The 26,595-nt window shown below is 67.8% G+C and carries 23 protein-coding genes and 1 tRNA gene; 3 read left to right on the forward strand and 21 right to left on the reverse strand.

Annotated features, from left to right (window positions below; all coding sequences use genetic code 11):
* Positions 1-9 precede the first annotated feature (9 nt).
* Positions 10-2,271 (reverse strand): TonB-dependent receptor, encoded by a 2,262-nt coding sequence (locus VDQ83_RS00485; protein WP_455433481.1) that lies wholly within the window; start codon positions 2,269-2,271, stop codon positions 10-12.
* A gap of 125 nt (positions 2,272-2,396) precedes the next feature.
* On the opposite strand from VDQ83_RS00485, the gene VDQ83_RS00490 reads away from it, so the two are divergent.
* Positions 2,397-3,014 carry a TetR/AcrR family transcriptional regulator gene (locus tag VDQ83_RS00490; protein ID WP_263395923.1) on the forward strand — a complete coding sequence of 206 codons (618 nt, stop codon included), beginning with the start codon at positions 2,397-2,399 and terminating at the stop codon, positions 3,012-3,014.
* A gap of 364 nt (positions 3,015-3,378) precedes the next feature.
* Complete coding sequence (locus VDQ83_RS00495) at positions 3,379-4,602, forward strand: NnrS family protein (protein ID WP_191825160.1); 1,224 nt, start codon at positions 3,379-3,381, stop codon at positions 4,600-4,602.
* Between the two features lie 93 nt (positions 4,603-4,695).
* On the opposite strand, the gene VDQ83_RS00500 is transcribed toward VDQ83_RS00495, so the two are convergent.
* From VDQ83_RS00500 to moaA, 17 genes are all read right to left on the reverse strand, one after another.
* Entirely contained in the window at positions 4,696-5,523 is an 828-nt protein-coding gene (locus VDQ83_RS00500) for a cyclic nucleotide-binding domain-containing protein (RefSeq protein WP_225209861.1), read from the reverse strand.
* Complete coding sequence (locus tag VDQ83_RS00505; RefSeq protein WP_191825158.1) at positions 5,520-5,768, reverse strand: hypothetical protein; 249 nt, start codon at positions 5,766-5,768, stop codon at positions 5,520-5,522. The genes VDQ83_RS00500 and VDQ83_RS00505 overlap by 4 nt, the downstream gene beginning before the upstream one ends.
* 206 nt (positions 5,769-5,974) lie before the next feature.
* Positions 5,975-6,721, reverse strand: a complete 747-nt coding sequence (locus tag VDQ83_RS00510; protein ID WP_191825157.1) for a helix-turn-helix domain-containing protein — start codon at positions 6,719-6,721, stop codon at positions 5,975-5,977.
* A 55-nt stretch (positions 6,722-6,776) separates the two neighbouring features.
* On the reverse strand, positions 6,777-7,979 hold the full coding sequence (locus tag VDQ83_RS00515; RefSeq protein WP_191825156.1) for a coproporphyrinogen III oxidase: 1,203 nt from the start codon (positions 7,977-7,979) through the stop codon (positions 6,777-6,779).
* A gap of 208 nt (positions 7,980-8,187) precedes the next feature.
* A complete protein-coding gene (locus VDQ83_RS00520; protein WP_191825155.1) occupies positions 8,188-9,510 on the reverse strand; it encodes an MFS transporter in 1,323 nt (440 codons plus the stop codon).
* Between the two features lie 86 nt (positions 9,511-9,596).
* The gene (locus VDQ83_RS00525) at positions 9,597-10,505 is read right to left on the reverse strand and encodes a peptidylprolyl isomerase (RefSeq protein ID WP_191825154.1); all 909 of its coding nucleotides are present in this window, start codon (positions 10,503-10,505) and stop codon (positions 9,597-9,599) included.
* Between the two features lie 2 nt (positions 10,506-10,507).
* Positions 10,508-11,212 carry a respiratory nitrate reductase subunit gamma gene (gene narI / locus VDQ83_RS00530; protein ID WP_191825153.1) on the reverse strand — a complete coding sequence of 235 codons (705 nt, stop codon included), beginning with the start codon at positions 11,210-11,212 and terminating at the stop codon, positions 10,508-10,510.
* On the reverse strand, positions 11,209-11,892 hold the full coding sequence (gene narJ, locus VDQ83_RS00535) for a nitrate reductase molybdenum cofactor assembly chaperone (RefSeq protein ID WP_191825152.1): 684 nt from the start codon (positions 11,890-11,892) through the stop codon (positions 11,209-11,211). Before narJ ends, narI begins: the two co-directional genes overlap by 4 nt.
* Positions 11,889-13,436, reverse strand: coding sequence for a nitrate reductase subunit beta (narH, locus tag VDQ83_RS00540; RefSeq protein WP_191825151.1), 1,548 nt, complete (start codon positions 13,434-13,436; stop codon positions 11,889-11,891). The genes narJ and narH overlap by 4 nt, the downstream gene beginning before the upstream one ends.
* A complete protein-coding gene (locus VDQ83_RS00545; RefSeq protein ID WP_191825150.1) occupies positions 13,436-17,176 on the reverse strand; it encodes a nitrate reductase subunit alpha in 3,741 nt (1,246 codons plus the stop codon). Before VDQ83_RS00545 ends, narH begins: the two co-directional genes overlap by 1 nt.
* Before the next feature lie 73 nt (positions 17,177-17,249).
* Positions 17,250-18,668 carry a NarK family nitrate/nitrite MFS transporter gene (locus tag VDQ83_RS00550; protein ID WP_263395925.1) on the reverse strand — a complete coding sequence of 473 codons (1,419 nt, stop codon included), beginning with the start codon at positions 18,666-18,668 and terminating at the stop codon, positions 17,250-17,252.
* 142 nt (positions 18,669-18,810) lie between these two features.
* Positions 18,811-19,230, reverse strand: coding sequence for a hypothetical protein (locus VDQ83_RS00555; protein WP_455433482.1), 420 nt, complete (start codon positions 19,228-19,230; stop codon positions 18,811-18,813).
* A 114-nt stretch (positions 19,231-19,344) separates the two neighbouring features.
* Positions 19,345-19,908 (reverse strand): molybdenum cofactor biosynthesis protein MoaE, encoded by a 564-nt coding sequence (locus VDQ83_RS00560; protein ID WP_179567640.1) that lies wholly within the window; start codon positions 19,906-19,908, stop codon positions 19,345-19,347.
* A 5-nt stretch (positions 19,909-19,913) separates the two neighbouring features.
* The gene (locus VDQ83_RS00565; protein ID WP_218848162.1) at positions 19,914-20,174 is read right to left on the reverse strand and encodes a MoaD/ThiS family protein; all 261 of its coding nucleotides are present in this window, start codon (positions 20,172-20,174) and stop codon (positions 19,914-19,916) included.
* Positions 20,171-21,427 (reverse strand): molybdopterin molybdotransferase MoeA, encoded by a 1,257-nt coding sequence (locus VDQ83_RS00570; RefSeq protein ID WP_263395927.1) that lies wholly within the window; start codon positions 21,425-21,427, stop codon positions 20,171-20,173. The genes VDQ83_RS00565 and VDQ83_RS00570 overlap by 4 nt, the downstream gene beginning before the upstream one ends.
* Positions 21,424-22,422 carry a bifunctional molybdenum cofactor biosynthesis protein MoaC/MoaB gene (moaCB, locus tag VDQ83_RS00575; protein WP_263395928.1) on the reverse strand — a complete coding sequence of 333 codons (999 nt, stop codon included), beginning with the start codon at positions 22,420-22,422 and terminating at the stop codon, positions 21,424-21,426. The genes VDQ83_RS00570 and moaCB overlap by 4 nt, the downstream gene beginning before the upstream one ends.
* A 4-nt stretch (positions 22,423-22,426) precedes the next feature.
* On the reverse strand, positions 22,427-23,407 hold the full coding sequence (gene moaA, locus VDQ83_RS00580) for a GTP 3',8-cyclase MoaA (RefSeq protein WP_179568085.1): 981 nt from the start codon (positions 23,405-23,407) through the stop codon (positions 22,427-22,429).
* Between the two features lie 185 nt (positions 23,408-23,592).
* Between moaA and VDQ83_RS00585 the strand changes: the two genes are divergently transcribed.
* Positions 23,593-23,994: a ribonucleotide reductase subunit alpha gene (locus tag VDQ83_RS00585; protein ID WP_179567646.1), complete on the forward strand. Its 402-nt coding sequence runs from the start codon at positions 23,593-23,595 to the stop codon at positions 23,992-23,994.
* Between the two features lie 43 nt (positions 23,995-24,037).
* Here the strand turns inward: VDQ83_RS00585 and VDQ83_RS00590 are convergent, their stop codons facing one another.
* From VDQ83_RS00590 to VDQ83_RS00600, 3 genes are all read right to left on the reverse strand, one after another.
* Positions 24,038-25,582, reverse strand: coding sequence for a diflavin oxidoreductase (locus VDQ83_RS00590; protein ID WP_455433483.1), 1,545 nt, complete (start codon positions 25,580-25,582; stop codon positions 24,038-24,040).
* Positions 25,579-26,007 (reverse strand): PAS domain-containing protein, encoded by a 429-nt coding sequence (locus tag VDQ83_RS00595; RefSeq protein ID WP_179567650.1) that lies wholly within the window; start codon positions 26,005-26,007, stop codon positions 25,579-25,581. Before VDQ83_RS00595 ends, VDQ83_RS00590 begins: the two co-directional genes overlap by 4 nt.
* A 339-nt stretch (positions 26,008-26,346) precedes the next feature.
* Positions 26,347-26,422: transfer RNA gene (locus VDQ83_RS00600), tRNA-Ile, on the reverse strand.
* Positions 26,423-26,595 lie beyond the last annotated feature (173 nt).

A 26,595-nucleotide genomic window follows, 5' to 3' on the forward strand; every position in this document is an offset into this window, starting at 1 on the left:
GATGGTTCCTCAGAAGCGGATGGCGACGTCGAGCCCGAAGGTGCGCGGGTCGTTGAAGATGCCGTAGGTGCCCAGGCTGGCGGTATTGCTGGTGTAGAACAGGTGCTCCTCGTCCAGCAGGTTGCGCGACCACAGCGAGAATTCCGCCGTGGCCCCGCTGCTGCCCAGCGGCACGTCGATCAGGGCCACGCGCGCGTTGACCACGAAGGAGCTGTCGGTGAGGGTCTGCTCGACCTCGCTGGTGTAGTAGCCGTCGGACCAGTTGCCGTCGAGGTGGAACTTCAGCGCCGAAGCGCCCAGCGGCACCAGGTAGTCGATACCGATGCTGCCGGCGTTTTCCGGCGCGTACAGCGGCAGCACGGTGACCAGCGGATTGCCGGCCACGTACGGATTGGGCGCGCTCAGCGGGTCGGCCTTGGTGTAGGCGTAGTCCACGCTCAGGGTCAGGCCGTCCAGCGGCATGATGCTGAACTCCAGTTCCGCGCCCTTGGACTTGCCGTCGGTGCTGGCATTGGTGGTATCGGACACGGTACGGGTCTGGCCCGGCGCCAGCGGCAGGAAGAAGTCCATCTGCCGGTCCTTGACCGTGGCGGAGAACAGCGCCAGGTTCAGCCGCGCGCGGTCGTCCCAGAACTGGGTCTTGGCGCCGAGTTCGATCGCTTCGACTTCTTCCGGCGCGAACGCGCGATAGCTGATCGAACGCGAATTGGCGCCGCCGGCCTTGAAGCCGGTGCTCCACTTGGCGTAGACCATCGTGTCATCGCCCAGGTCGTAGGCCACGTTGAGCATCGGGTCGAAGCGGCTCCACGAACCTTCGAACGCCAGGTTGGACGCCGCGCCGTTCAAGGTGTGCAGCCGCCCTTCCTTGTCGTCCTTGGTCCAGCGCCCGCCGGCGGTCAGGTGCAGGTCCTCGATCGAGGCCGGCGTCCAGGTGGCCTGGCCGAAGACACCGAGGCTGTCGGCCTTGGCCTTGCTGGCGCGGTCGATGCGCACCTTGCTCAGGTCCAGCGGCTGGTTGATCGTGGTGTAGGCGCTGCCGTCGGCGTTCCAACGCAAGGTGTTCGGGGTCTGCGCGTTGTCGCCCACGGTCTCGTGGTAGTAGAACGCACCGGCAACGTATTCCACCTGCGCGGTGTTGCCGATCAGCTGGAACTCCTGGCTGTACTGGTGCTGGTAGAACTTGGCCAGGCTGTAGCGGCCGAACTCGCCGTTCGGCGCGAACGAGGAGATCGCATCGTTCAGGCCGTTGTCGAACTGGCCCTGCTCAAGCTGTCGGTACGAGCTGATCGACTTCAGCTGCAGATCGTCCGACAGCGTCCAGGTCAGGTTCAACAGGTGGCCATCGGTCTTGCCGACGTTCTCTTCCTGCGGCACGCCGATGATGGCCGAGTCGCGCCGGTCGCGCTGCGCACCGGCGCTTAGCAGCGGGCCGCGCCGCGCGCTGCCGCCGCCCAGGTACTGGGCATGGTAGGGCGTGGTCGCGTCATAGGAATGGTCGAGCGCGTACAGGGCCTCGAAGCTGTCGCTCGGCTGCCACAGCGCACTGAGGCGCGCGCCGCGCTTGTCGTAGCCGTTGAAGTCCTCCTGGCCGCGCATCGGATTGTCGGTGGTGCCGCCGCGATGCGCCTGCACCGCGTCGATCTTGAAGCTGACGTCACCCACGCGCGGCAGATCCAGGTGCATGCCGCTGCTGTAGCCATCGTAATTGGAGACGCCGACGTTGGTCCTCAGCCCGAACTCGCCGGTCGGCGCCTTGGTCACGATGCTGATGGCGCCGCCTTCGGTATTGCGGCCGAACAGCGTGCCTTGCGGCCCCTTCAGCACCTCGATGCGTTCCACGTCGTACAGCGCGGTCCCCAACCCCTGGGCGCGGCCGAGGAACACGCCGTCGACGTACACGCCCACGCCCTGGTCGCGCGCCGGCTGGTTGGCATCGCCACTGGCGCCGATGCCGCGGATGCCGATGTTCAGCGCCGAGCTGCGGGTGGCGAACGGCGCGATACGCAGCGAGGGAATCGAACCGTCGGCCAGGCTGCCGAGGGAAATCGCGCTGCGATCCTTCAGTTCCTCGTCGTTGAGCACCGATACCGAGATCGGCGTTTCCTGCAGGTTGGTCACGCGCTTCTGCGCGCTCACCACGACCTGGTCGAGCGTGACCGGATCGGACGCCTGCCGGGTCGCGGCTTCCTGCGGGGCTTCCTGCGCGAACACCGGCCCGGCGACCAACGCGGCCAGCGCCAGGGCGACGGCGCGGGAAAGAGGATGACGCATCGTGGTGGTTCCTGAAGGGGGTGGGAATAGCCGGCAATCTTGCGAGCCGCCGTTGACAGTTGAATGACCGTTCAACGCACTTCCCTGGGCTACCATCGGCGTCACTCCCACGTGCGAGCGAATCCATGCCTTCATTCGCCAGCAGCGACGCCGCTTCGGAAAACGACTACGCCAGGCAGAAGCGCCAGCGCATCCTCGACGCCGCGCGCGAGTGCTTCATCGAAGACGGTTTCGAGGCCGCGTCGATGGCCAAGATCGCAGCGCGCGCGGGCCTGAGTACCGGCCTGCCCTACCACTACTTCCAGAACAAACGCGCGATCGTATTGGCGTTGATCGAGCAGCACCTGGAGGAAAGTCGCCAGGGCCTGGCGCGGATCCAGGCCGCGGACGACCTGGCCGACACGCTGCAATCGGCCTTCGAACTGTGGCGCAGCCGCAAGGTCAGCGCGTTCCATGTCGGCCTGCAGAGCGAGATCACCGCGCTGGGCATGCGCGATGTCCACGTCGCGCGCGACCTGCAGCGCAACGGCCGAGACATGCGCCAGATGGTCGTGGGCTGGCTGCAGCAGCGCGACGCCAAGCAAGGACGAAGCCGTGCTGCGGACCAACTGGAACTGGCCGCGGCCATGATCCAGTGCTTTTCCGACGGCCTGGCCCTGATGGCTGCGCGCGAACCGGACTTCGACCCGGCCCTGGTCGAAGCTCTGCTGCAGCGCGTGGTGCCGCTGGCGCTGGAAGGCTGAGACAGAGCCGCGCAACGAAGTCGGGCCACGTCAAACGCAGCCCTCACGTCTGCTCCAGTGTTCTTCGTGCGCCCCGGCCGCCAAGCAGATTTGCGTGATCGGCTGGCAGGCTCGGCAGGAGATCGTGCAGCACCGTAACCAGGCGTCCGTGGGACCGCTTGTTGGTGGCCCACCAGCAACCGAATTAACCCTACAAGCCATTGTAAGAATTAAAAATTCATCAGGACGGCCCACCACTTTGACTCGCAATTTGACTCACTAACGACGCAGTCGCGAGCGCCTCCTACCGGACGCCGCCAGGTATCGCGGCGGCGCCTGACCAAGGTCAAGGACACGCACGGGTCGCGACCGGAAACTAGCGGCCATGCCTAACCTACCCGCGTCCCATGAGCATCCTTCTCCGGCCATGCTGGCGCGCGCGCCGCATCGACTGCTGTTCTTCGTCGGCGCAGGCAACCTGTTGCTGCTGATGGCTTGGTGGGCCCTATGGCTGGCCGGCCTGCACGGCGGCTGGGCGCTGCCGCAACCGCCGTTGCCGGCCGGTTGGCTGCATGCATTGGCGATGCAGTACCTGGTGCTGCCCAGTTTCGTTTTCGGCTTCCTGCTGACCGTGTTCCCGCGCTGGATGGGACTGCCGGAACTGCCGCGCCGACACTATGTGCCGATCGGCGCCGGGCTGTTCGGCGGACAGGCGGCGCTGCTGCTGGCGATGCTGGGCTGGGCGCCGGGCCTGTGGTTGGGACTGGCGCTGGCCATCGCCGGCTGGAGCGGTGCGCTGGTCGTGCTGGGCGGGCTGCTGAAGGCCGAGCGCGGCCGCACCTGGCACGCATACTCGTGCTACGCGGCGTTGCTGCTGGGCTGGCTGGGCCTGCTGGCGTTCGCGGGCGTGGCCGCCGGCGAGAGCAGGCTGATGGCCGCCAACATCGCGTTGGGCAGCTTCGGCCTGCTGCTGCCGCTGTACCTGAGCGTCGCCCATCGCATGTTCCCGTTCTTCGCCGGCAACGCGGTGCCGGGTTACGTGGCGTGGCGCCCACTGTGGTGGCTGGCTGCGATGTGGGCAACGCTGCTCGCGCACCTGGCGCTGGCCCTGGCCGGCGCCGACGCCTGGCTATGGCTGGCCGACGCGCCTGCGCTCGCGCTCGCCGCGTACGCGCTATGGCGCTGGTGGCCGCGCGGCTGCATGCCCGGTCTGCTGGCCGCGCTGTTCATCGGCATGGCCTGGTTGCCGGTCACCTACGCGCTATACGTGGTCCAGAGCGTGGGCTGTCTGCTCACCGGGCAGTTGTTGCTGGGCCGTGGGCCGATCCACGCCTTGTCCATCGGCCTGTTCGGCAGCCTGCTGGTGGCGATGGTGACGCGGGTGACGCAGGGCCATTCCGGCCGCCCGCTGACGATGCCGCCGGTGGCCTGGTTCGCGTTCGCCGCGATCCAGGGTGTGGCCACGATGCGGGTCGTCGCCGAACTGACACCGGACCCGTTGCGCTGGCAGGTGGCGGCCGCCGTCGGCTGGCTGCTGGCGCTGGCTCCCTGGGTAGCCCGGATCGGCCGCATCTACCTGAGTCCGCGCCCCGACGGCAAGGGCGGCTGAGCGCACCATCGCGGGCGGGACGCGCCACTGGCATGCTTCGCAAATCCCACGTCGCCAAAGGCCAACCGGCGCTCCATGGCACACTATGGCGCGTCAGGCCGGCAGCAGTGCGCCACCCATCTGATGCAACGCCGCCAGGTCGAGCAGTTGCAGCTCGCGCCTGCTCACCTCGATCAGCCGCCGCAACTGCAAGCGCCGGAATGTGCGGCTCACGGTTTCCGGAGTGAGCCGCAGGTAGTTGGCGATGTCCGTGCGCGGCATTCCCAGGTGCAGCCGCTGCGCGGACAGCCCGCGCCGTTGCGCATGCTGCGACAGCAGCATGAGGAAGGCGGCCAGGCGCTGGTCTGCCTCGTAGCGCCCGATCAGCAGGCGGGTACTCCGATCGAGGCGGCGGCTGAGCAGGTCCAACAGGTTGCGCTGCAGGCCGGGAACGGTCTCGGTCAACCGCGTGACCGTGGCCAGCGGCAGGCGGCACAGCGATGTGGCCTCGAGCACGCGCGCGCTGCAGCCGTGGCGTTCGGCGTGGATGGCGTCCAGCCCGATCACGTCTCCGGGCATCGCGAAACCGAGGATCTGTTCCTCGCTCGACGGCGCGCCGACGACCAGCTTGACCGTGCCGCTGCGCACCACCAGCAACGCCAACATCGGATCGCCTTCGTGGAACAGGCACGCGCCCGCCGGGTACGGGCCGCTGTGCACGACGTGCAGGTGCATGTCGTGCACACGCTGCTCGTGACCACGCGCCAGGCAGAGCGCGCCGACATCGCAGATCAGGCATTGCCGCATGGCGCTGCCGTTGCGGTTGGGACAGATCGGCAGCCGGCGCGGTACCGGCGGGTGGAGTGCGCTCGTGTGCCTAGGTGGTGACGCAACCGACGTGGCGGTGGCGCGCGCGGATGCAGCGTGCCGCCGCGCGTTCATCCGCCACAGCACCCGCAGCAGCCGCCACCGTCCGCTGGCGCATCGCCATCGGCGACCAGTTCGGGCTTCGCGCCGAAGCTGCCGAGCACCGCCAGCACCTCGTGCGCCGGCAGCGAGGTCACGATGTCGAGCTGGCCGCTGGCCCGATCGATGCTGAGTTCGGCGCCAGGATCGGTGGTTCGCAACGCGGCCTGCATCAGTGCGATACGTTCCGCCGTCAGCGGCGTTTCGGAATGGATGGACATGGCGGTCTCTCGTGCATGCACCGTCGCGCCGCGCAACTGCGGTCGCATCCGGGACACCGACACTGTAGGCCGCGGTACGCGGCACCGCCTTGACCGCAGTCAAGCGGACCGGGGCTCACATTCGTGCATTGCAGGAGCGCACAGGACAGCGCATGCGGCACGTGTCGCTGGCCGCGCCGCGAGCGACGCGATCTAGGAGCATCCGGCTACGGGCTCCCCCCGCCGGATGCGAACGCCTCCAGCCGCGCCGGATCGCGCAACACCACTTCGCGCTGCTTGATCGCGATGATGCCGTCGTCGCCGAGCCGGCGCAGCACGCGGCTGACCGTTTCCGGCGCCATGCGCAGGTAGTTGGCGATCTCGGTGCGCGCCATGGTCAGGTTGAAACGCGTGGCCGAGAAGCCCCGCTGCGCGTAGCGCCGCGACAGGTCGAGCAGGAATGCGGCCATGCGCTCTTCGGTGCGGTAGTCGGCGGCCAGCATCGACGCCTTGCCGATCTCCGCGCTGAGCAGGCTGAACAGCTTGGCCTGCAGGCCGGGCATGCGCGAGGCCAGCAGGGTCATCTTGGGAAAGGAGAACTGGCACAGCAGCACCGTGTCCAGCGCCACAGCGTTGCAGGGAAAGCGCGAGGAATGGATCGCGTTGAGCCCGATCACTTCGCCCGGCAGGCTGAAGCCCAGTACCTGCTCGTTGCCGTTGCTGTCGTTGACGAAGGTCTTGACCATGCCGGCCCGGACCGCGGCGATGGCGCGGAATTCCTCGCCGGTGCGGAAGATGTAGTCGCCGGCATGGAACGGGCCGACATGATCCACCAGCACATGCAGTTCGGAAAGCATCGACTTGTCGTAGCCCTGCGAGATGCAGGCATCGGAGAACGCGCAGGTCGAGCAGAAGCGCAGCTCGTCGCCATCGCTCGACGCGGCCGGATTGAGCGGGGGAGCGGACGACGTCATCGGCCGCACCTGGACACGCGAACGGGGCTGCCGCAATGCGGCGACGGGTTACCGGCTAGGGAGCCGACGCTGGATGCTGAAAACATGCGGCAACGATACGCCATAGCAGCGCGCCGGTGAATGACAGCGACAGCACCTGGTCGTTCCAGCTGACCAGCCCCTGCTCCTCCAGCGGTCGCAGCCGCGCCAGCGCCAGCGCGAATTCGTCGTGGAACGGCATGGCATCGGTGCGTTGCGTCGCCCGCGCATCCAGCCGGTAGTCGCAGGCCAGCGACTGCATGATCTCCGCGCGCATGGCCTCGTCCTGCGACTGCACCAGCCCGCGCTCGATGCCCAGCCGCCCGGCGGCGACGGCCGCGCACCAGCGCGCCGGATCGCCGATCGCCTGGCAGAACACCTCGCCCAGCTGGCTCTCCGCCCCCGCACCGATGCCGATCAGGTCGGTGCGCTCGGCGCGCACCGTTCCGGTCAGGTCGCAATACTGCGCACGGCTGCCGCGGCGCCAGGGCGGGCTGGACGCCACGGCGAAGGTGTCCGCCCCGGCAGGCGCATAGCCGGCCTCGCCGAGCCGTTGCACCGCATCGGCCAGCAGGCGCGGCAGCGTGGGACCGACCGCCGCCAGCCAGGCCAGTCCCACCCGATCCGGTCGCCACGACAATACCTCCTCCAGCCGCAAGGCATCCGGGTATCCGGCCAGCACGTGACCGGTGGCGGCAAAGCCGGCGCCGGCGATTGCCTCGCGCGCGGCCAGCCGCGACGCCGCGGACGCGGTGCCGTCGTCGAGCAGTACCCCGCGGGTACAGCCCGCGGCCACCAGCGAACGCGCCGCCACCGAATTGCCTGGCCGCAACAGCACGGCCACGTCCGCGCGTGCGACCGTGCGCAGCGACTGCGGGATCGCATTGAGCAAGCGCGCCACGCCGCCGCAGCCGATCAGCTCGGGCAAGCCTTCGCCCAGCACGATGTACAGCACTTCGCGATCCTCGTCGAACAGCGCCGCGCTCCGCGCCAGCGCGCGCAACAGGCAGTGCAGGTACTCGCCCGGCGCGATCGGCGACCCGCCCCGCGGAGCGCCGAAGCACAACGTCAGCGAGCGCGGGATCAGGTGGTCGTTGCCGACCCGCACCGTCTTGGCGAAATCGGCATCGCCGAAGCCGCAGACGTAGTGCGCGCAAGGCGGATGCAACGGCCAGTGCGGTGCTGCAGGCAGGTAGCGTGCCAGAGCAGCCCGGTCGATCGCGAACGGGGAGCATTCCATGCCGGACACGTTAGCGGCCACTTGCCAGCCAGGCCCTGATCAAGATCAAGTCGGCGCTCGAACGCGACGATCGCGATCGGGTGGCGACCGTGCGCCGGGGCGAGCGGTGTTGCGAATGGCTGCGCCGACGTCTCGGATGCGCAGCAGACCGAGCGGCTCGCCCCGCAACCGTGGGCGCCGTCCTGTCTCAGGCGTCGCTGCAGGCGGTTCAGGCCAGAGGTGCGTTCGCTGCGGCGGCGGCCTCGGCGATCTCCGGCAGGTCGGTCTGCGCGCGCAGGCCGGGATGCTGGCGATGCTCCATGCGCCGGACCGCGAAGTGCATCCACGCCAGGGCGATGCTCACCAGCACGAACAACAGCATGAAACAGCTGGTCCACACCCCGATCAGGTCGTTCATCGCACCGAAGGCGATTGGCAGCACGAAGCCCCCCAACCCGCCGATCATGCCGACCACGCCGCCGACCGCGCCGACGTGCTGCGGGTAGTAGGCCGGAATGTGCTTGAACACCGCGGCCTTGCCCAGCGACATGAAGAAGCCGAGCACGAACACCAGCACGGTGAATGGGACCACGCCAACCGCCAGGTGGAAGGCGATGTCGCCGTCGATGCCCTTGATCACGTAACGGGTATCCGGGTACGCCAGCAGGAAGGTGCACACTACCGATACGCTCAGCGTCCAGTACATCACCCGGCGCGCGCCATAGCGGTCCGACAGCAGGCCGCCAGCGATGCGGAACAGGCTCGCCGGGATCGAATAGCAGGCCGCGACCAGGCCGGCCTGGCGGATGTCCATGCCGTAGGCGCCGATCAGGTAGCGCGGCAACCACAACGCCAACGCCACGAACGCGCCGAACACGAAGAAGTAGTAGAGCGAGAAGCGCCACACCTGCAGCTTCGCCAGCGGCCGCATCTGCTCGCGGAACGACATCGGCTTGACGCCCGAGCGCTTGCGTTCGGCCTGCGAGGGATCTTCCTGGGTGCACAGGTAGAAGATCACCGCCATCACCGCCAGCGCCACGGCCCATACCTTCGCCACCGTGGTCCAGCCGGCCGCCACCATCAGCATTGGCGCCAGAAGCTTGGTCACGGCCGCACCGATGTTGCCGGCGCCGAATACGCCCAGCGCGGTGCCCTGCTTCGCCGCCGGGAACCACTTGGAGACGTAGGCGACGCCGACCGAGAACGCGCCGCCGGCGATGCCGACGAACAGCGCCGCCAACAGGAACTGCGGGTAGCTGCGCGCATAGGTCAGCAGCCAGGTGGACGCCGCCGCGCACAACATCACCGCGGTCAGCAGGCGTCGGCCGCCGATCTGGTCGGTCAGCACGCCCAGGTTCACCCGGATCAGCGAACCGCTCAGTACCGGCGTGGCGATGAGCAGGCCGAACTGGGTGTCGTTGAGTCCCAGTTGCTGCTTGATCTGGATGCCGACGATCGAGAAGATCATCCATACCGCGAAGCACGTGGTGAAGGCGAAGGTACTGAGCCACAAGGCGCGCTGCTGGGCAGCGGAGGGAAGGACGGCGTTCATCGCATGGTCTGCATTCGTAGTGAAAGGCACAGGCGCGCCTGCCTGCATCTTGGGCGGTTGGAGGGATGGCGGGAGGCCATGCCGGCTCAGGCCTCCGCTTCCGCCTCGATGGCATCCAGGCCGCTCACCCCGTAGTGTTCCTGCAACAGCTGCAGGTAGCGTTGCAGATCGCGTTGCCGCGACTGCAGTTCGAGGTAGTCGGCGATCCGCCGATGCACCTGCTCGAAGGTCTGCGGCAGGCCCGGCTCGATGTCGTCGACGACGACGACGTGATAGCCCCAGCGCGATTCCATCGGGAACCCGGCCAGGCCCTGGCGCAGGCGGAACAGTTGGCGGTCGAACTCCGGCGTGGTCTGCCCGCGCTGCAGCCAGCCCAGCTCGCCGCCCTGCTCGCGCGATGGGCAGTCGGAATGGCGCATGGCGAAATCGGCGAACAACTCCGGGCGCTGCTGCAGTTCGACAATCAGGCTCTCGCCGCGGCGGCGCGCCTCGTGGCGCCCGCCCACATCGTCGGCCGGCGCCGCGAACAGGATATGTCTGGCCTTGACCCGGTCCGGCGAGCGGAAGCGCTCGGCGTTCTGCGCGTAGTACCGCGCGCAGGCCTGCTCGTCCGGCACCCGCTGCTCGATCTCGCCCTCGAGCAGCATGCGTATCGTGGCCTCCTCGGCTGATTCGCGCCCGTCGGCAGGCAGTTGCGCCGCCAATCCCAGGCGCTCGCACTCGCGGCGCAGCAGTTCGCGCACCACCAGCGCGCGCGCCGCGGCCGCGCGCGACACCTGCGGCCGCATCGCGCGGTGGAACTGCATCTCCTGCGCGATATCCGCCTCGCTGATCGGCGTGTCGCCGACGAACAGCAGGCACGGCGCCGGCGCGCCCAGCGTGCGCGGGCCAGCATCCGCATCGTCGTGGTGCGCGTGCGCCTCCTCCGCCACCGGCTGCTGCGAATCGATCACGGTGAGCGGCAGGCGCCGCGGCACGGACAAGGTGGCGGCCATGTTCAGCGCCTCCTGTCGTAGTTCAGCGGCGCCTGACGCCGCCGCACCACCTGGTACGGACGCCACAGGTAGCTCAGCGGAATGCTCCAGACGTGCACCAGGCGGGTGAACGGGGCGATCAGGAACAGGGTCATCCCCAGAAACACGTGGGTCTTGTACACCCAGGAAACGTCGCTGATGTAGTCGGCCGCGCCCCAGCGGAAAGTGACGATGTGCTGCGCCCATTCGCCGAGCCGGATCATCACTGCGCCGTCCATGTGTTGCGTCGAGTAGCCGATACTGATCATGCCCAGCACCAACTGTGCGAACAGCAGCACCAGTACCAGCGTATCGCCGAAGGTACCGGTGGCGCGCACGCGCGGATTGGTCAGCCGGCGCACCAGCAAGATGGCGATGCCGACGAAGCAGAGCGCGCCGAACACGCCGCCAACGACCATCGCCAGCAATTGCTTCTGCGGAGCAGTGATGAAGTGCTCGTACAGCGCGTGTGGCGTCAACAATCCGACCAGGTGTCCGCCCAGGATCGCCAGCACGCCGACATGGAAGCAGTTGCTGCCGATGCGCATGCCGCGGTCGGACAGCAGTTGGCTGGAGCCGGTGCGCCAGGTGTACATGGACTTGTCGAAGCGCACCCAGCTGCCGACGAAGAACACCGCCAGCGCGATGTACGGATAGATCTGGAATGCGAACTGATGCAAGTGGTTCATGGCTTCACCTCGTTGATGGCCTGGATGCCTGCGACGGGCCGCGGGACCGGCTTGCAGTCTTCGCCCGGCGCCTGCGCGCCGAAGCGCACCGCTTCTTCTTCCCACAACCGGTCCATCGCCTCGGGCGAGTCGTCGCGCGCCTCGCCGCTGGCACGTTTGCGCAGCAGCGCCAGGTTCACTTCGCCATCGGCGTATTCCAGCAGCAGCTCGAACAGCAGCGCGTAGCCGCTCTCGCGCTCGGCGGCGCGCGCCGCCAGCAGGCCGACGATATGGCCGACATGGCCCAGCCAGTCGCGCGCCTCCGCGTCGGGCCGCTGGTCCAAGTATTCCAGCAGCAGCGGCAGGTAGTCCGGCAGCTCCCGCGCGGACAGCTCGAAACCGTTGCTGCGGTAGGCTTCGATCAGGTCGACCATCGCCTGGCCGCGATCGCGGGACTCGCCGTGGATGTGCTCGAACAGCAGCAGGCTCATCGCCCGGCCGCGGTCGAACATGGACAGCCAGCGGTCCTGGACCGCGAGCGGGTCCTCGGCCAGCAGCTCCTGCACGAAGCCGCACAGCGCGGCGCGGCGCGGCGCCGACAAGGCCGGATCGTCGGCCGCCTGCAGCAGTTCCTCGCCGTGTTGCCAGAGAGCGTCCTGCGGATAATCCATCAGCACGCCGATCAGCTTGAGCAGGCTCATCGCACCACCTCCTCGGTTCCGCGCCGATTGGGCGACGGCACCGTGTGGCCGGTGGGCTTGCGGTTGCCGAACAGGTCCGCCGCGCTGTCGCCATTGCAGCCATTGCCGAAGGTGAAGCCGCAACCGCCGCGCTCGCCGAAGGCGTCGTTGGCGTACTCGCGATGTGCGGTGGGGATCACGAAGCGGTCCTCGTAGTTGGCGATCGCCAGGTACCGGTACATCGACTCGGCCTGCGCCACGCTGAGTCCGGCCTGCTGCAGCACCGCGAGGTCTTCCACGCCGTCCACGTTCTTGGCGCGGCGCCACGCGCGCATCGCCATCAACCGCTCCAGCGCGCGCACCACCGGCGCCTCGTCGCCGGCCGACAGCAGGTTGGCCAGATAGCGCACCGGAATGCGCAGCGATGCGATGTCCGGCAGCTCGCCGTTCATGCCGATGTGGCCGCGCTCGGCCGCCGACTGGATCGGCGACAGCGGCGGCACGTACCACACCATCGGCAGCGTGCGGTATTCCGGATGCAGCGGCAGCGCCAGCTTCCAGTCGATCGCCAGTTTGTACACCGGCGAGGCCTTGGCCGCCTGCAGCCAGCTATCCGGGATGCCCTCGGCGCGTGCGGCGGCGATCACCTGCGGGTCTTCCGGGTCCAGGAAGATGTCCAGGTGCGCCTGGTACAGATCCTTTTCGGCCGGCACCGCGGCGGCGCTCTGGATGCGGTCGGCGTCGTACAGCATCACCCCCAGGTAGCGGATGCGGCCGACGCAGGTTTCCGAACACACGGTCGGTTCGCCCATCTCGATGCGTGGGTAGCAGAAGATGCACTTCTCCGACTTGCCGCTCTTCCAGTTGTAGTAGATCTTCTTGTATGGGCAGGCCGACACGCACATGCGCCAGCCGCGGCACTTGTCCTGGTCGATCAGCACGATGCCGTCCTCCTCGCGCTTGTAGATCGCGCCCGATGGACACGCCGACACGCAGGCAGGATTCAGGCAGTGTTCGCACAGCCTCGGCAGGTACATCATGAAGGTCTTCTCGAACGCGCCGTAGATCTCCTTCTGTACGTTGTCGAAATTGCGGTCCTTGGATCGCTTGGCGAACTCGGTGCCGAGGATTTCCTCCCAGTTCGGCCCCCACTCGATCTTCTCCATGCGCTGGCCGCTGATCAGCGAGCGCGGGCGCGCGGTGGGCTGGTGCTTGACGTCCGGGGCGGTATGCAGGTGCTGGTAGTCGAACTCGAACGGCTCGTAGTAGTCGTCGATCTGCGGAAGGTCGGGGTTGGCGAAGATCTTCGCCAGCATCCGGAAACGTCCGCCGGCGCGTGGGATCAGCTTGCCGGCGGCGGTCCGCACCCAGCCGCCGTTCCACTTGTCCTGGTTCTCCCATTCCTTGGGATAGCCCACGCCGGGCTTGGTTTCGACGTTGTTGAACCAGGCGTATTCCACGCCCTCGCGCGAGGTCCATACGTTCTTGCAGGTGATCGAGCAGGTATGGCAGCCGATGCACTTGTCCAGGTTCAACACCATCGCGATTTGCGCACGAACTTTCATCACGCCACCTCCCCTGCCGCGACCTTCGCGGATTCGCCATCCAGCCAATCGACCTTGTCCATCTTGCGCACCACCACGAACTCGTCGCGGTTGGTGCCACAGGTGCCGTAGTAGTTGAAGCCGTAGGACAGCTGCGCGTAGCCGCCGATCATGTGGGTGGGCTTGAGTACCACTCGTGTGACCGAGTTGTGGATGCCGCCGCGGGTGCCGGTGACCTCCGACCCGGGCGTGTTGATGATGCGTTCCTGCGCGTGGTACATCATCGCCATGCCGGACATCACCCGTTGGCTGACCACCGCGCGCGCGGCGATCGCGCCGTTGACGTTGAACAGCTCGATCCAGTCGTTGTCGACGATGCCGGCGCTGCGCGCGTCGTCCTCGCTGAGCCACACGATCGGGCCGCCGCGCGAGAGCGTCTGCATGATCAGGTTGTCGCTGTAGGTGCTGTGGATGCCCCACTTCTGGTGCGGGGTGATCCAGTTCAGCACGATCTCCTTGTTGCCGTTCGGCTTGCGCCCGAGCATCGGCGCGGCGGCCTTGGTGTCCACAGGCGGGCGATAGCCCATGAAGCCTTCGCCAAAGGCGATCATCCACTCGTGATCCTGGTAGAACTGCTGGCGCCCGGTCAGGGTGCGCCACGGGATCAGCTCGTGGACGTTGGTGTAGCCGGCGTTGTAGCTGACGTGGTCGTCCTCCAGCCCCGACCAGATCGGCGAGGAGATGATCTTGCGCGGCTGCGCCTGGATGTCGCGGAAGCGGATCGCCTCGTGCTCCTTGCCCACCGCAAGATGGGTGTGCTCGCGGCCGGTGAACTTGCCCAGCGATTCCCATGCCTTCACCGCGACGTGGCCATTGGTTTCCGGCGCCAGGTGCAGGATCACCTCGCAGGCGTCGATCGCCGACTCGATCGCCGGACGTCCGTGGCTGACGCCGTCCTCCAGCACGGTATGGTTGAGCTTGCCGAGGAAGGCCACCTCGTCGCGGGTATCCCAGTTCATGCCCTTGCCGCCGTTGCCGTGCTTGTCCAGCAGCGGGCCGAGCGAGGCGAACTTCTTGTACAGGTTCGGATAGTCACGCTCGACCACCGTCATCGACGGCATGGTTCTGCCCGGCACCGCCTCGCACTCGCCCCTGGTCCAGTCGGTCACGCCCATCGGCATCGCCAGTTCGTTGGGGGTGTCGTGCAGGATCGGCACCAGCACCAGGTCCTGCTCCACGCCCAGCACGCCGGGCGCCATCGCGCTCAGCGTCCTGGCCACGCCCTTGAAGATGTCCCAGTCGCTGCGCGATTCCCAGGCCGGGTCCACCGCCTTGGACAGCGGGTGGATGAACGGGTGCATGTCCGAGGTATTGAGATCGTCCTTCTCGTACCAGGTGGCGGTGGGCAGCACGATGTCCGAGTACAGCGCGGTCGTGCACATGCGGAAGTCCAGCGTCACCAGCAGGTCGAGCTTGCCCTCGGCCGGCGCGTCGTGCCACTTCACCTCGTCCGGCTTGCGCGCGCCCTCCTCGCCAAGGTCCTTGCCCTGCACGCCGTGGCGGGTGCCCAGGAAGTGACGGAGCATGTACTCGTGGCCCTTGCCGGAGGAACCGAGCAGGTTGGAGCGCCAGATGAACATCACCCGCGGGAAGTTCTGCGGCGAATCCGGATCGGCGTAGGCGAAATCCAACGTGCCATCCTTCAGCTTCGTCAGCGCGTACTCGGCCGGCGCCACGCCGGCGCGCTCGGCCTCGCGGGTCAGCTGCAACGGATTGCGGTCCAGCTGCGGCGCGCTCGGCAACCAACCCATGCGGATCGCGCGCAGGTTGAGGTCGGCGATGGTGCCGGTGAACTTGCTCGGGTCCGCCAGCGGCGACAGGATTTCCTTCACCTCCAGCTTCTCGTAGCGCCACTGGTCCGAATTGAAATAGAAGAACGAGGTCCCGTTCATGTGCCGCGGCGGACGACTCCAGTCCAGTCCGAACGCCAGCGGCTGCCAGCCGGTCTGCGGGCGCAGCTTCTCCTGACCGACGTAATGCGACCAGCCGCCGCCGGTCTGGCCGATGCAGCCGCACATGACCAGCATGTTGATCAGGCCGCGATAGTTCATGTCGTTGTGGTACCAGTGGTTCACCGCCGCACCGACGATGATCATGCTGCGCCCGCGGGTCTTGTCGGCGGTACGCGCGAATTCGCGCGCGATCTCGATCACGTCGGCACGCGGCACCCCGGTGATGCGTTCCTGCCAGGCCGGCGTACCGGGCACGTCCTCGTCAAAGCTGGTGGCCACGTTGCCGCCGCCGAAGCCGCGATCCACGCCGTACTGCGCCAGCAGCAGGTCGTACACCGTGGTCACCTCGATCGTGCCGTCGGCGCCTTGCAGGCGGCGCACCGGCACATTGCGTTCGAGCACGTCCTGGAACGTGGACGCTGTCCACGGTGCACTCTCGATGCCGCCGAAATACGGAAAGCTGACCGCCTCGATCGCCTCGTGATCGTCCTTCAGGCTCAGCCGCAAGCGGGTCGCAGCGCCGGCGCTGTCCTGCTGTTCGATGTTCCACTTGCCCTGCTCGCCCCAGCGGAAGCCGATCGAGCCTTTCGGCACCACGATGCGGCCGCTGGCTTCGTCCCACGCCAGCGTCTTCCATTCCGGGTTGTTGTCCTCGCCCAGGCCGCCCAGGTCGCTGGCGCGCAGGTAGCGCCCCGCCACCAGGCGTCCATCCGCGCGACGCTCCAGCCGCACCAGCAGCGGCATGTCCGAATACTGCCGGCAATAGTCGGTGAAGTACTGCGAGGGGCTGTCGACGTGGAACTCGCGCAGAATCACATGGCCGAACGCCATCGCCAGCGCCGCGTCGGTGCCCTGCTTGGGGTGCAGCCAGTGGTCGGTGAGCTTGGCCACTTCCGAGTAATCGGGCGTGACTGCCACGGTCTTGGTGCCGTTGTAGCGCGCCTCGGTGAAGAAGTGCGCGTCCGGGGTGCGCGTCTGCGGCACGTTCGAACCCCAGGCGATGATGTAGCGGCTGTTGTACCAATCGGCCGATTCCGGCACGTCGGTCTGCTCGCCCCAGACCTGCGGCGAGGCCGGCGGCAGGTCGCAGTACCAGTCGTAGAACGACAGGCAGGCGCCGCCCAGCAGCGACAGGTAACGCGCGCCGGCGGCATAGGACACCATCGACATCGCCGGGATCGGCGAGAAGCCGATCACCCGGTCCGGGCCGTACTCCTTGACCGTGTACAGATTGGACGCGGCGATGATCTCGTTGGCCTCGTCCCACTGCACGCGCACGAAGCCGCCCATGCCGCGCCGCGACTTGTACGCGATGGCCTTGGCCGGATCCTCGACGATGCTGGCCCACGCGTCCACGGGCGAGAGCGTCTTGCGCGCCTGCCGCCACATGCGCAGCAACGCGCCGCGCACCAGCGGGTACTTCAGCCGGTTGGCGCTGTACAGGTACCAGGAGTAGCTGGCGCCGCGCGGGCAGCCGCGCGGCTCGTGGTTGGGCAGGTCCGGGCGCGTGCGCGGGTAGTCAGTCTGCTGCGTCTCCCAGGTCACCAGCCCATTCTTGACGTAGATCTTCCAGCTGCACGAGCCGGTGCAGTTCACGCCGTGGGTGGACCGCACGATCTTGTCGTACTGCCAACGGGCGCGGTAACCGTTCTCCCACTCGCGGCTCTCGCTCTTGGTGACCCCGTGTCCGTCGGCGAAGCGCTCTGGCGCTCGCTTGAAGAACTGCAGCCGGTCCAGGAAATAACTCATCGTGCCTCTCCCATCGCTAATGTGTGCATCGTGGCTTGGGTGTTTCCAATCGTTGCGCGGCCAGGCGGCCGGATCAGCACGGAACCTCGGCACCGCGCCGGTAGTACCACCACCAAGTCACCGCCAGGCAGGTGCAATAGAAGGCGACGAACACGTACAGCGCCGCCTCCGGACCGCCGGTCAGGGCGATCGACGAGCCATAGCTCTTGGGAATGAAGAATCCGCCATAGGCGCCGATCGCGCCGGAGAACCCGACCACCGCGGCCGATTCGATGCCCGCCTGCCGTGTCGCCGCGGCCTTGCCCTGCGCATCGGCGCGCGACGACCAGCGCTCGTGCAGCGTGCGGAAGATCACCGGGATCATCCGGAACGTGCTGCCGTTGCCGATGCCGGTGAGCACGAACAGCGCCAGGAACGAGGCCAGGAAACCGAAGAAGTTGCCTGCGCCGTGCGCGCCGGGCAGGAAGTGCAGTACCGCGAACACCGCCGCAGCCATCAGCGCGAACACCCAGAAGGTGATCCGCGCCCCGCCCAGGCGGTCGGCCAGCATGCCGCCCAGCGGACGCGTCAGTGCGCCGACCAGCGGGCCGAGGAACGCATAGGCCAGCGCGTTGACCTCGGGGAACTGGGTCTTCATCAGCATCGGGAACCCGGCCGAGAAGCCGATGAACGAACCGAAGGTGCCGACGTACAGCCAGCACATCAGCCAGTTGTGCTTGCGCCGGAAGATCAGCGCCTGCTGAGCGAAGGACGAGCGCACGCTGGCGATGTCGTTCATGCCGAACCACGCCGCGACGACGCAGGCCAGCAACAGCGGCACCCACAGGAAGCCGGCGTTCTGCAGGAACAGTGCCGTGCCGTCCTTGACCTGTTGCGGCGCGCCAGACAACGCGCCGAAGATGCCGAAGGCAATCACCTGCGGCACCACGAACTGCGTCACCGACACGCCCAGGTTGCCCAGCCCGGCGTTCATGCCCAGCGCGAAGCCCTGTCGCGCCTTCGGATAGAAGAACGAGATGTTGGACATCGAGGACGAGAAGTTCGCGCCACCCAGGCCGCAGCAGATGGCGATGGCCACGAACACCCAGTACGGCGTGTTCGGATTCTGCACCGCGAAGCCCAGCCACAGCGCTGGGATCAGCAACAGGGCGGTGGACAGCGCTGTCCAGCGGCGCCCGCCGAACAACGGAATCACGAACGAATAGAAGATCCGCAGCGTCGCCCCCGACAGGCTCGGCAGCGCCACCAGCAGGAACAGCTGGTTGGTGTCGAAGGCGAAGCCCGCGCGCGGCAGGTTCACGCTCACCACCGAGAACAGCATCCAGATCGAGAACGCCAGCAGCAGCGAAGGGACGGAGATCGCCAGGTTGCGCGTGGCGATGCGCCGGCCGGTGCTTGCCCAATAGGCCGGGTCCTCGGGACGCCAGTCCTGGATGATGCGGCCGCGGCCGCCGCCGGGATTGTGAGTTGCGACATCTGCTTGAACAGTCATGGCCGTCACCTGATGAATTGGACTTGCGGCAGATGCGGAGATACAGCTCCCATCGCCCCACGGCCATTGAGCCATCACCGCGGCACCAGGCCGTTGATCGAAATCAATCCCGCCGCCTCCAATCGGATATCCATGACAAATGTCAAACGGCGCCGTCGCCGGAAAAGTCGATCTGGATGCCGGTCACGGCCTGCGCTTCGGCATTGCGTCCGCGTGCGGTGCCGGTCCGCGTCCGCGCGCTGTCGCGCACATCCACTTCGAACACCATCCGCAGCGCGCTTTGGCCGTTTTGCTGCGCCGCCGCCTGGAACTGGAGCCCGTCGCGGCACGGCAATCGCCCGCAGTAGGCCTCCACCGCCGCGCGTGGCAGCGCCACCCGCCAGTGGGTCGGCGTGCCACCCATCGCCGCCGTTTCCAGTTCGGCCAATACCAGCGTCTGGCACAACGAAGGCCCGCCGGGGATGCACAACCGGTTCGCCACTTCTCCGCCCCCCAGCAGCACGGCCAGCTCCGCCTCGTCCACCCGGAACCGCAAGGTCTGTGCCTGGTGTTGCAGCTTCATGGATCGCTTCTCCACGTCAGTGATAGCGCAGCCGGGCGCATCGGCTCAGCGGTTGCGAAGGGATGGCCCCACAATCGACGCTCACTGCATCGCGCGCCGCAGCACATGGCGCCGTCAGACATCGGTCAACGCCATGCCGTCCGCGGCGACATCCCGGTCGTGGCGATGCGCATGCACGGACTCGCGCTCGGTGTCCGCCGTTGAGGCGGGAACCAGCGCCGATTCGCACAAGGTGCAGCCTTCGCTCCACTCGCTGCTGCCGTCCTGGTAGTGTTCCCGCTTCCAGATCGGGCTGGTGTGCTTGACCGCCTCGATCACCCGCCGGCACGCGCGGAACGCTTCGTCGCGATGCGGCGAGCCGGCCGCCACCACCACCGCCAGTTCGCCGATGGCCAGCCGCCCCCTGGCGTGCGCCACGTACAGTTTCAGCTTTGGCCCGATGTCGGCCAGCGCCTGCTGCATGATGCGCTCGAAGCCATTGAGCGCCAGCGCATCGAACATGTCGTAGCTGATGCCGGTCACGACGCGGCCATGATTGAAGTCGCGCACGCGGCCGATGAAGACGGCCAGCCCGCCGAAGCCGGGGTCGGATACGAAATCGATCGCTGCGGCCGGATCCAGCGCCGCCAGCGCGCGATCGACGACCTGCGCATGAAGGATGCCTGCATGTGCGTTCATCCCGCTCAACCTCCGCTCACCGGCGGCAGCACCGCCACTTCGCCATCGGCTGGCAGCGGATCGCGCTCGTGCAGGATCTGCCGGCTGTCGGCGAACGCCGAACAGCGCAGCAGCGCCGGGCGGAAGCCCGGAACCGTGGCCTCCAGGCGCTCTTGCAGCACCGCGCGCAGATCGGCCATGCATTGCCCGGCCGCAAGTTCGAATTCCAGCGGCTGGCCGGCGGCGTAATCGGAAAGCGCGCCGAACAGGCGCACCGAAATCTTCATGACTGTTTCTCCCAGGATAGTTGCACGGGCTGCCAATGGCCCAGGCCATACACTTGCACCGGTTCGTCCGCGGCCACGTCGGCCACGCCTTCCGGCACCACCAGCCACGCATTGGCCGCCAGCAGCGGCCGCAGCCGGAACGAGTGCTGCTGCGGCAGGATCGCAGCGCGCAATTGCCCGCTGCGATCGCACGCCACCACGCCGCTGCCATGGAAGCGCAGCGCTGCCGGCTTGGCGATCGGCATGCCCGCCGGCAACCACAGCGGCTTTTCCGCAGCCAGGCCAAGCATCGCGCGCAGCGCCGGTTCGACGAAGAAGCGCAGGCCTACCGCGCTGGACACTGGATTGCCGGGAAGGCCGAAGTACAGCGGCCCCTCCGCCAGGGTGGCGAACAGCAGTGGCTTCCCTGGGCGGATCGCCACCTTGTGGAACCCGATCCGCGCGCCGCGCTGGCGCAGCGCCTCGGGCACGAAGTCGTAGCGTCCCTGCGACACCGCGCCGCTGCTGAGTACCGCATCGGCGCCCGCTGCCAGCGCAGCGTCGAGGGCGGCATGGAACTGCGCAGGTTCGTCGCCGACGATGCCCTGCCAGACCACCTCGGCACCCGCCGCGCGCAGTTGCGCGGCCAGGAATGGACGGTTGCTGTCGCGGATCTGGCCCGAGGCCAACGGCTGTGCCGGATCGCCCACCAGTTCGCGCCCGGTGGCGATCACCGCCACCCGTGGACGCCGCCGCACCAGCACCTGCGCCACGCCCAGCGCTGCCAGCATGGTGGTCTGCGGCGCACCCAGGCGCTCGCCGGCGGGCAGCACCGGTTCGCCCACGCAGACGTCCTCGCCACTGCGGCGCACGTGCTGGCCCGGCTGCACCGCGGCCAGCAGGCGGATCGCCAGCGGCCGGCCCTCGGCCCGTGCAAGCACCTCCACCTGCTCCACCGGAATCACCGCATCCAGCCCGGCAGGCACGGGCGCGCCGGTCATCATTTCCCAGGCGCCATCGCCGGCGCGGCATTGCGTATCGCCGGCCGCCTGCCAGCCGCGCACGGCGAGTTCCACACCGGCAGCCAGTCCCGCGCTACTGGCATGCACGCCGAACCCGTCCATCGCCGAGTTGTCGAACGGCGGCAGCGCAGCGGCGCTGACCAGCGGCTCGGCCAGCACCCGGTCTTCGGCCGCAATCGCCGGCACGGCCTCCATCCCCAGCAACGGAACCGCCTCGCGCACCATCGACAGCGCCTGCGCATAGCCGATCATGGATGCCGCCCTCCATCGAGCATGCGCAGCGCGTGGCCGAGCACCGGCGCAAGGATGTCCATGCATTGCGCCGCCGCGCGCGGGCTTCCGGGCAACGCGAACGCCAGCATCCGGCCTACCTGCACGACCTCGGCACGGCTGAGCCAGGCCAGCGGCGTATGTTGCGCGCCGAGCGTGCGCAGCATCTGCGCCAGCGCCTCGACACGGCGGTCGGCGACGCATGCGAAGGCCTCCGGGGTCAGATCGCGCGGACCCAGCCCGGTACCGCCGGTGCAAAGGCACAGCCGCACGCCCGCGTCCGCCAATGCGCGCAGGCGCGTGGCCAGCGGCTCGATGCCGTCGGGCAGCACCTCGCTCGCGGACACCTGCGCGCCCAGATGCCGCAGCCCATCCACCAGTACCGGGCCGGACGCATCCGCATAGAGGCCGCCGGCGGCACGGTCGCTGAGCGTGAGCACTGCGCACGGCACGCCGTCCAGCGCCAGCGGCGCGCGCGGCCGGAAGCGCGCCTGCTCGGACTCGCTCATGCCATCCGGATGCCGCCACAGTCCGCGCTTGCCGCCCTCCTTGAACAACAGGCGGACGCCGCCAAAGGTCAGCGCCGGTTCGACCGGCTTGCTCAGGTCGTACAGCGTCAGCAACGCCGCGCTGACGCCGGCCAGCGCCTCCATTTCCACGCCGGTACGCGCCTGGCTGGCGCACTCGCAGTACACGCGGATCGCATACCGCTCCGGTACCGGCACGCACAACGTGCGTACCAGCTCCAGCGGCAACGGATGGCACAGCGGCATCAGCGTCGAAGCCGACTTGGCGCCCTGCAGGCCGGCGACTTCCGCCAACGCCAGTGCGTCGCCCTTGGGCAGGCGCCGTGCGACGATCATCGGGTACGCCAGTGGCCCGGCCATCAGCTCGCCGACCGCCACCGCACGGCGCGCGGTCGGACGCTTGTCGCGGATGTCGGCCATGTGGAAGGCCGCTGCGGAATCGCCGTTCATGGTTTCAACCTCCGATCGATGCCAGGTGCGGGGTCAGGCCCGTATGTCCCTGGTGCAGGCCGTGTCCGGCCGCCTTGAGCCCCAACTGCGTGGCGATACGCATCACCAGCGCATCGTGGTCCGCATCGGACTGCAGCAACGGCCGCAGCGCGATGCCGAAGTCGCCGAACAGGCACAGCCGCAGATCGCCGCGCGCAGTGACCCGCAAGCGGTTGCAACCGGTGCAGAAATCCCTCGAGTACGGTGCGATCACGCCGATGGTGCCGCGGAACTGGGGATGCGCGTACTCCCGCGCCGGCCCGGCGTCGGCGGCGCGCACGCGCAGGCGCCACCCCGCCGCCTGCAAGCGCAGCTCGAGCTCCTCCGCACGCAGATGGTGACGCTCGAAATACGCCAGATTGTCGCCGGTGCGCATCAGTTCGATGAAGCGCACGCTCAGCGCGCGCTCGCGCAGATAATCCAGCCAACACGGCAGCTCATCGTCGTTGCAGCCGCGCAGCAGCACCGCGTTGACCTTGACCGACTCCAATCCCAGCGTCAGCGCCTGTTCGATGCCTTCGTAGACCTCGGCAAAGCGATCGTGGCCGGTGATGGCGTGGAAGCGTCCAGCATCCAGGCTGTCCATGCTGACGTTGAGCGCGGTCAGCCCGGCCTCGCGCCATGTGCGCACGTGCCGCGGCAGCAGGCAACCATTCGTGGTCAAGGCGATCTTGCGGACACCGCGCACCGCCGACACCGCAGCGATCACCGCCGGCAGGTCCTTGCGCAGGCTGGGTTCGCCGCCGGTCAGGCGGATCTTGTGCATTCCCAGCGCGGCAAAACCGCCTACCAGCCGCCGGATTTCCGCGATCCCGAGAAAGCGGGATGCGCCGTCGGCGCGGTAGCCGTCCGGCAGGCAGTAGCTGCAGCGGTAGTTGCAGGCTTCGGTCAGCGACAGGCGCAGATAGGGAAAGCTGCGCCCGTAGCCGTCGGTGAGGCTGCCCATCATCTGTGCTCGCTCGTCTGATTCACTGGCTGGCCGCGCGGCGACGAGATCCCTCCGCCTTCCGCCCCTGTTCCCACTGCGCATAGCTTTGGGCATGCGACCGGCGTGCACCATGATCTTGATCAAGAAACCCTGTGGTTGCCGCGTGCATGCTGTAGGCGACCGCCATCACCCACGAGCACACCATGCTGACCAGTTTTTCCGACCTGTTGCGGGCCGCCGGCGCTCAGCAGGAGCCGCAACGCCTGTTGTTGGTCTTCGTTCGCACCGACCTGCCTGCCTCGGCGACCGAGGTGCAGCGGCAGCAACACCGATCGGGGCAGGGCGGCACTCTTGCACCCGTGCTGTGCGTGGACAAACTGCCTGCGGAGATCGCGTCGTTCCAGGCATTGCTCGCCGAATCGGAACGGACCGGCATCGCGTGGGATCTGCTGTTCGTCGGCGGCCTGGCTGGACGCGCAGGCGTGACGCCCTCGGCCGACGAGGCCATGCAGCCGCTGCGCTTCATGGTCAATGCGATCAACGAAGGCCGCATCGACCGTTTCGCCGCATTCGACCGCCAGGGCGTGCCGGTCCGCTTCGGCTGACGCCGCGCCATGCGGCGGCCGCCCTGCCGGCCGCGTGCGAAGACTAATACAGCTCGCGGTGCAGCCGCCCTTGCCCTGACAGCGCATGCCAGGGAGCCTGCTGCGATGCGTCCGCATCTATCAGCCCACCTACGGCCTGCTCCACCACGCCCTCAAGGTGTCGCTTGTTTCCGCACAGATAGATGTGCGCGTCGCGCCGCAGCAGCCCGGCGAGATAGTCGCCGTGTTCGGCCATGGCGTCCTGCACGTAGTACTTCGCGTCGGTGTCGCGCGAGAAGGCGGTGATCAGACGGTCCAGCACCTTGCCGTCGCGCAGCGCCTCGAGTTCGTCGCGATAGAGGAAATCCTGCTCGCGGCGCTTCTCGCCGAAGATCAGGCAGATCTCGCGGCGCCCGTCGCTGGCGGCGGCTTCGCGCATCAAACCCATCAGCGGCGCGACGCCGGTCCCGGTGCCGATCAGGATCAGCGGGCAACCCGGATCGGGCGGCAGGTGGAAGCCCGGATTGGCCCGGCTGAAGATACGTACCCGTTCGGCGCGATCGCTCAACAGCCAGCCGGTGCAGACGCCACTGCGAACACGGCCGCCGCGCGTATAGCGCACTTCGCGCACGCACAGGTCCAGGCTGTCCGGATCTGCCCGCGACGCGATCGAATAGGCGCGCGGCAGGCATCCAGGCAACAGGTCGGCCAGGCTCGCCAGCGGAACCGTGTCGGGCGTGCAGTGATCCTCGAGCACGTCGAGCAGGTCCGCCCCGTACAGATACGCTTCCAGCGCGGCGCGCTGGCTGATCTTGGTCAGGCCCTTGAGGATCTCGCTCCCGCCCAGCCGCGCCAGCTCGCGCAACAGCGGCTTGCCGATCTGGCGCAACTCCTTGCCGCGCAGAGTCGGTACTGCCTCGGGTTGCCCGTACCAGGACGCCAGACGTCCGAGCAGGTCCTCGTCGTTCTCCGGCACCACATGCAACGTGTCACCGGCCCGGTAGACGATGCCGCTGCCGGCGATATCCAGGCGCACATGCCAGGCCGCCGGATCGCTGGCGCTGAGCCTGCGTCGCTCCATCACCGTGGCCGCGAACGCGTTGGCCTCGCCATAGGCCTTGACCTGAAGGTGCAGGTCGCGGCCTGCCTGCAGGTCGCCATGCAACACCCGCTCGAGCACGGGCAGCCAGCGCTCGAAGAAGGCAGCGTAGTTGGCATCGGCATCGACCCTGTTGACCAGGGCGGTCGCCAGCCGCTCGGCGAGCAGCGCGTCGAGCGTCTTGCTGAAGCCGCAAAAGCGCGGATAGGCGGTGTCGCCCAGGCCGAAGACCGCATAGCGCAGGTCCGGCAACGTCCGTGTCTGCCTGAGCGCGTCCAGGAAGCGTTCGGCGTTGCCCGGCGGCTCACCGTCGCCGAACGAACTGCAGACGATCAGCAGGGCATCGTGCGGCCCCAGGCTGGCGAGATCGATCTCGTCCAGCGCCAACACCACGGGACCGTGCGGCTGCAGGAACGCTTGCGTGCCCAGGCGTTGCGCGAGTGCGCGCGCATTGCCCGATTCGGAGCCGTAGCCGACCAGCACGCGCGCGATGGGGGGCGCAGCGATCACTTGCCGGCGTAGTAGTCGTCGAAGTATTCCTTCGCCGCTTCCACCGCCTCGAAGTTCGTCATCAGATCGTTGACCACGCGGCGGATGCTGATGTAAGCGTTGATATTTCCCTGCTCGTCGTACAACGGCTGCACGGTGGTATCGACCACGTAGAGCACGCCGCCCTTGCCCAGATTCGGCACGATGCCGGTCCAGACCTTGCCGGCCTTGATCGTGTCCCACATGTCCTTGTAGACCGCCTTGGGCACGTCCGGGTGACGCACGATGCTGTGCGGCTGCCCGATCAACTCTTCGCGCGCGAAGCCGGTCAGCTGGCAAAACAGGTCGTTGGCATAGGTGATGGTGCCCTGCAGGTCGGTGGTGGAGATCACCATCACCTTCTCGAGGGAAGACAGCAATTGTTCTGGAGCGAGCGCGATGCCCATGAGCGATTCCTTGGGAATGGAGTTCGGAAGAGCCGGCGTCCGGATGGCGGATCCTCGCCATGTTGCGGGGATCCGCATGCCCGACGCTGCCGGACTCTTGCTGAGAATCTTTATAGGCTGCCGGCTCAGGCGATGCGTTGATCTAGATCAAGCCCGAGCCGCTTGAGCCGCCGTTCGCCCGGCAGCGGCGGCGCGGCACGGGCAACGCATGCCGGCAGCGACGCGTAGCCGTTCATGCGATCACGCTGCCGGCTGCCGCTGCACAGCAAGCGCATTGCGCCAGTGGCCCCTCCGCATGACGCGAGCACCCTGGATGGCGTTGCGCGCGCCACGGCTTATTGGTGGGCCCACCAGGATTCGAACCTGGAACCAAAGGATTATGAGTCCTCTGCTCTAACCGTTGAGCTATAGGCCCGGAAGCGTCCGGAGCGGGCGGGCGATGCGTCGGCCGCCGGCTTGGCGCCTCTGGCGTGCATGCAGAGGAAGGCGCCGAGGCGGGCGTGAGTTTAACGTCCGCGGTGGCGCGCTGTCTGCCCGCCGCGGTAGACGCGGCGGGCGACGCCTTTGCTGATGGGACGGCGACGAAGG

The sequence above is a fragment of the Xanthomonas sp. WHRI 7945 genome (assembly GCF_035026585.1).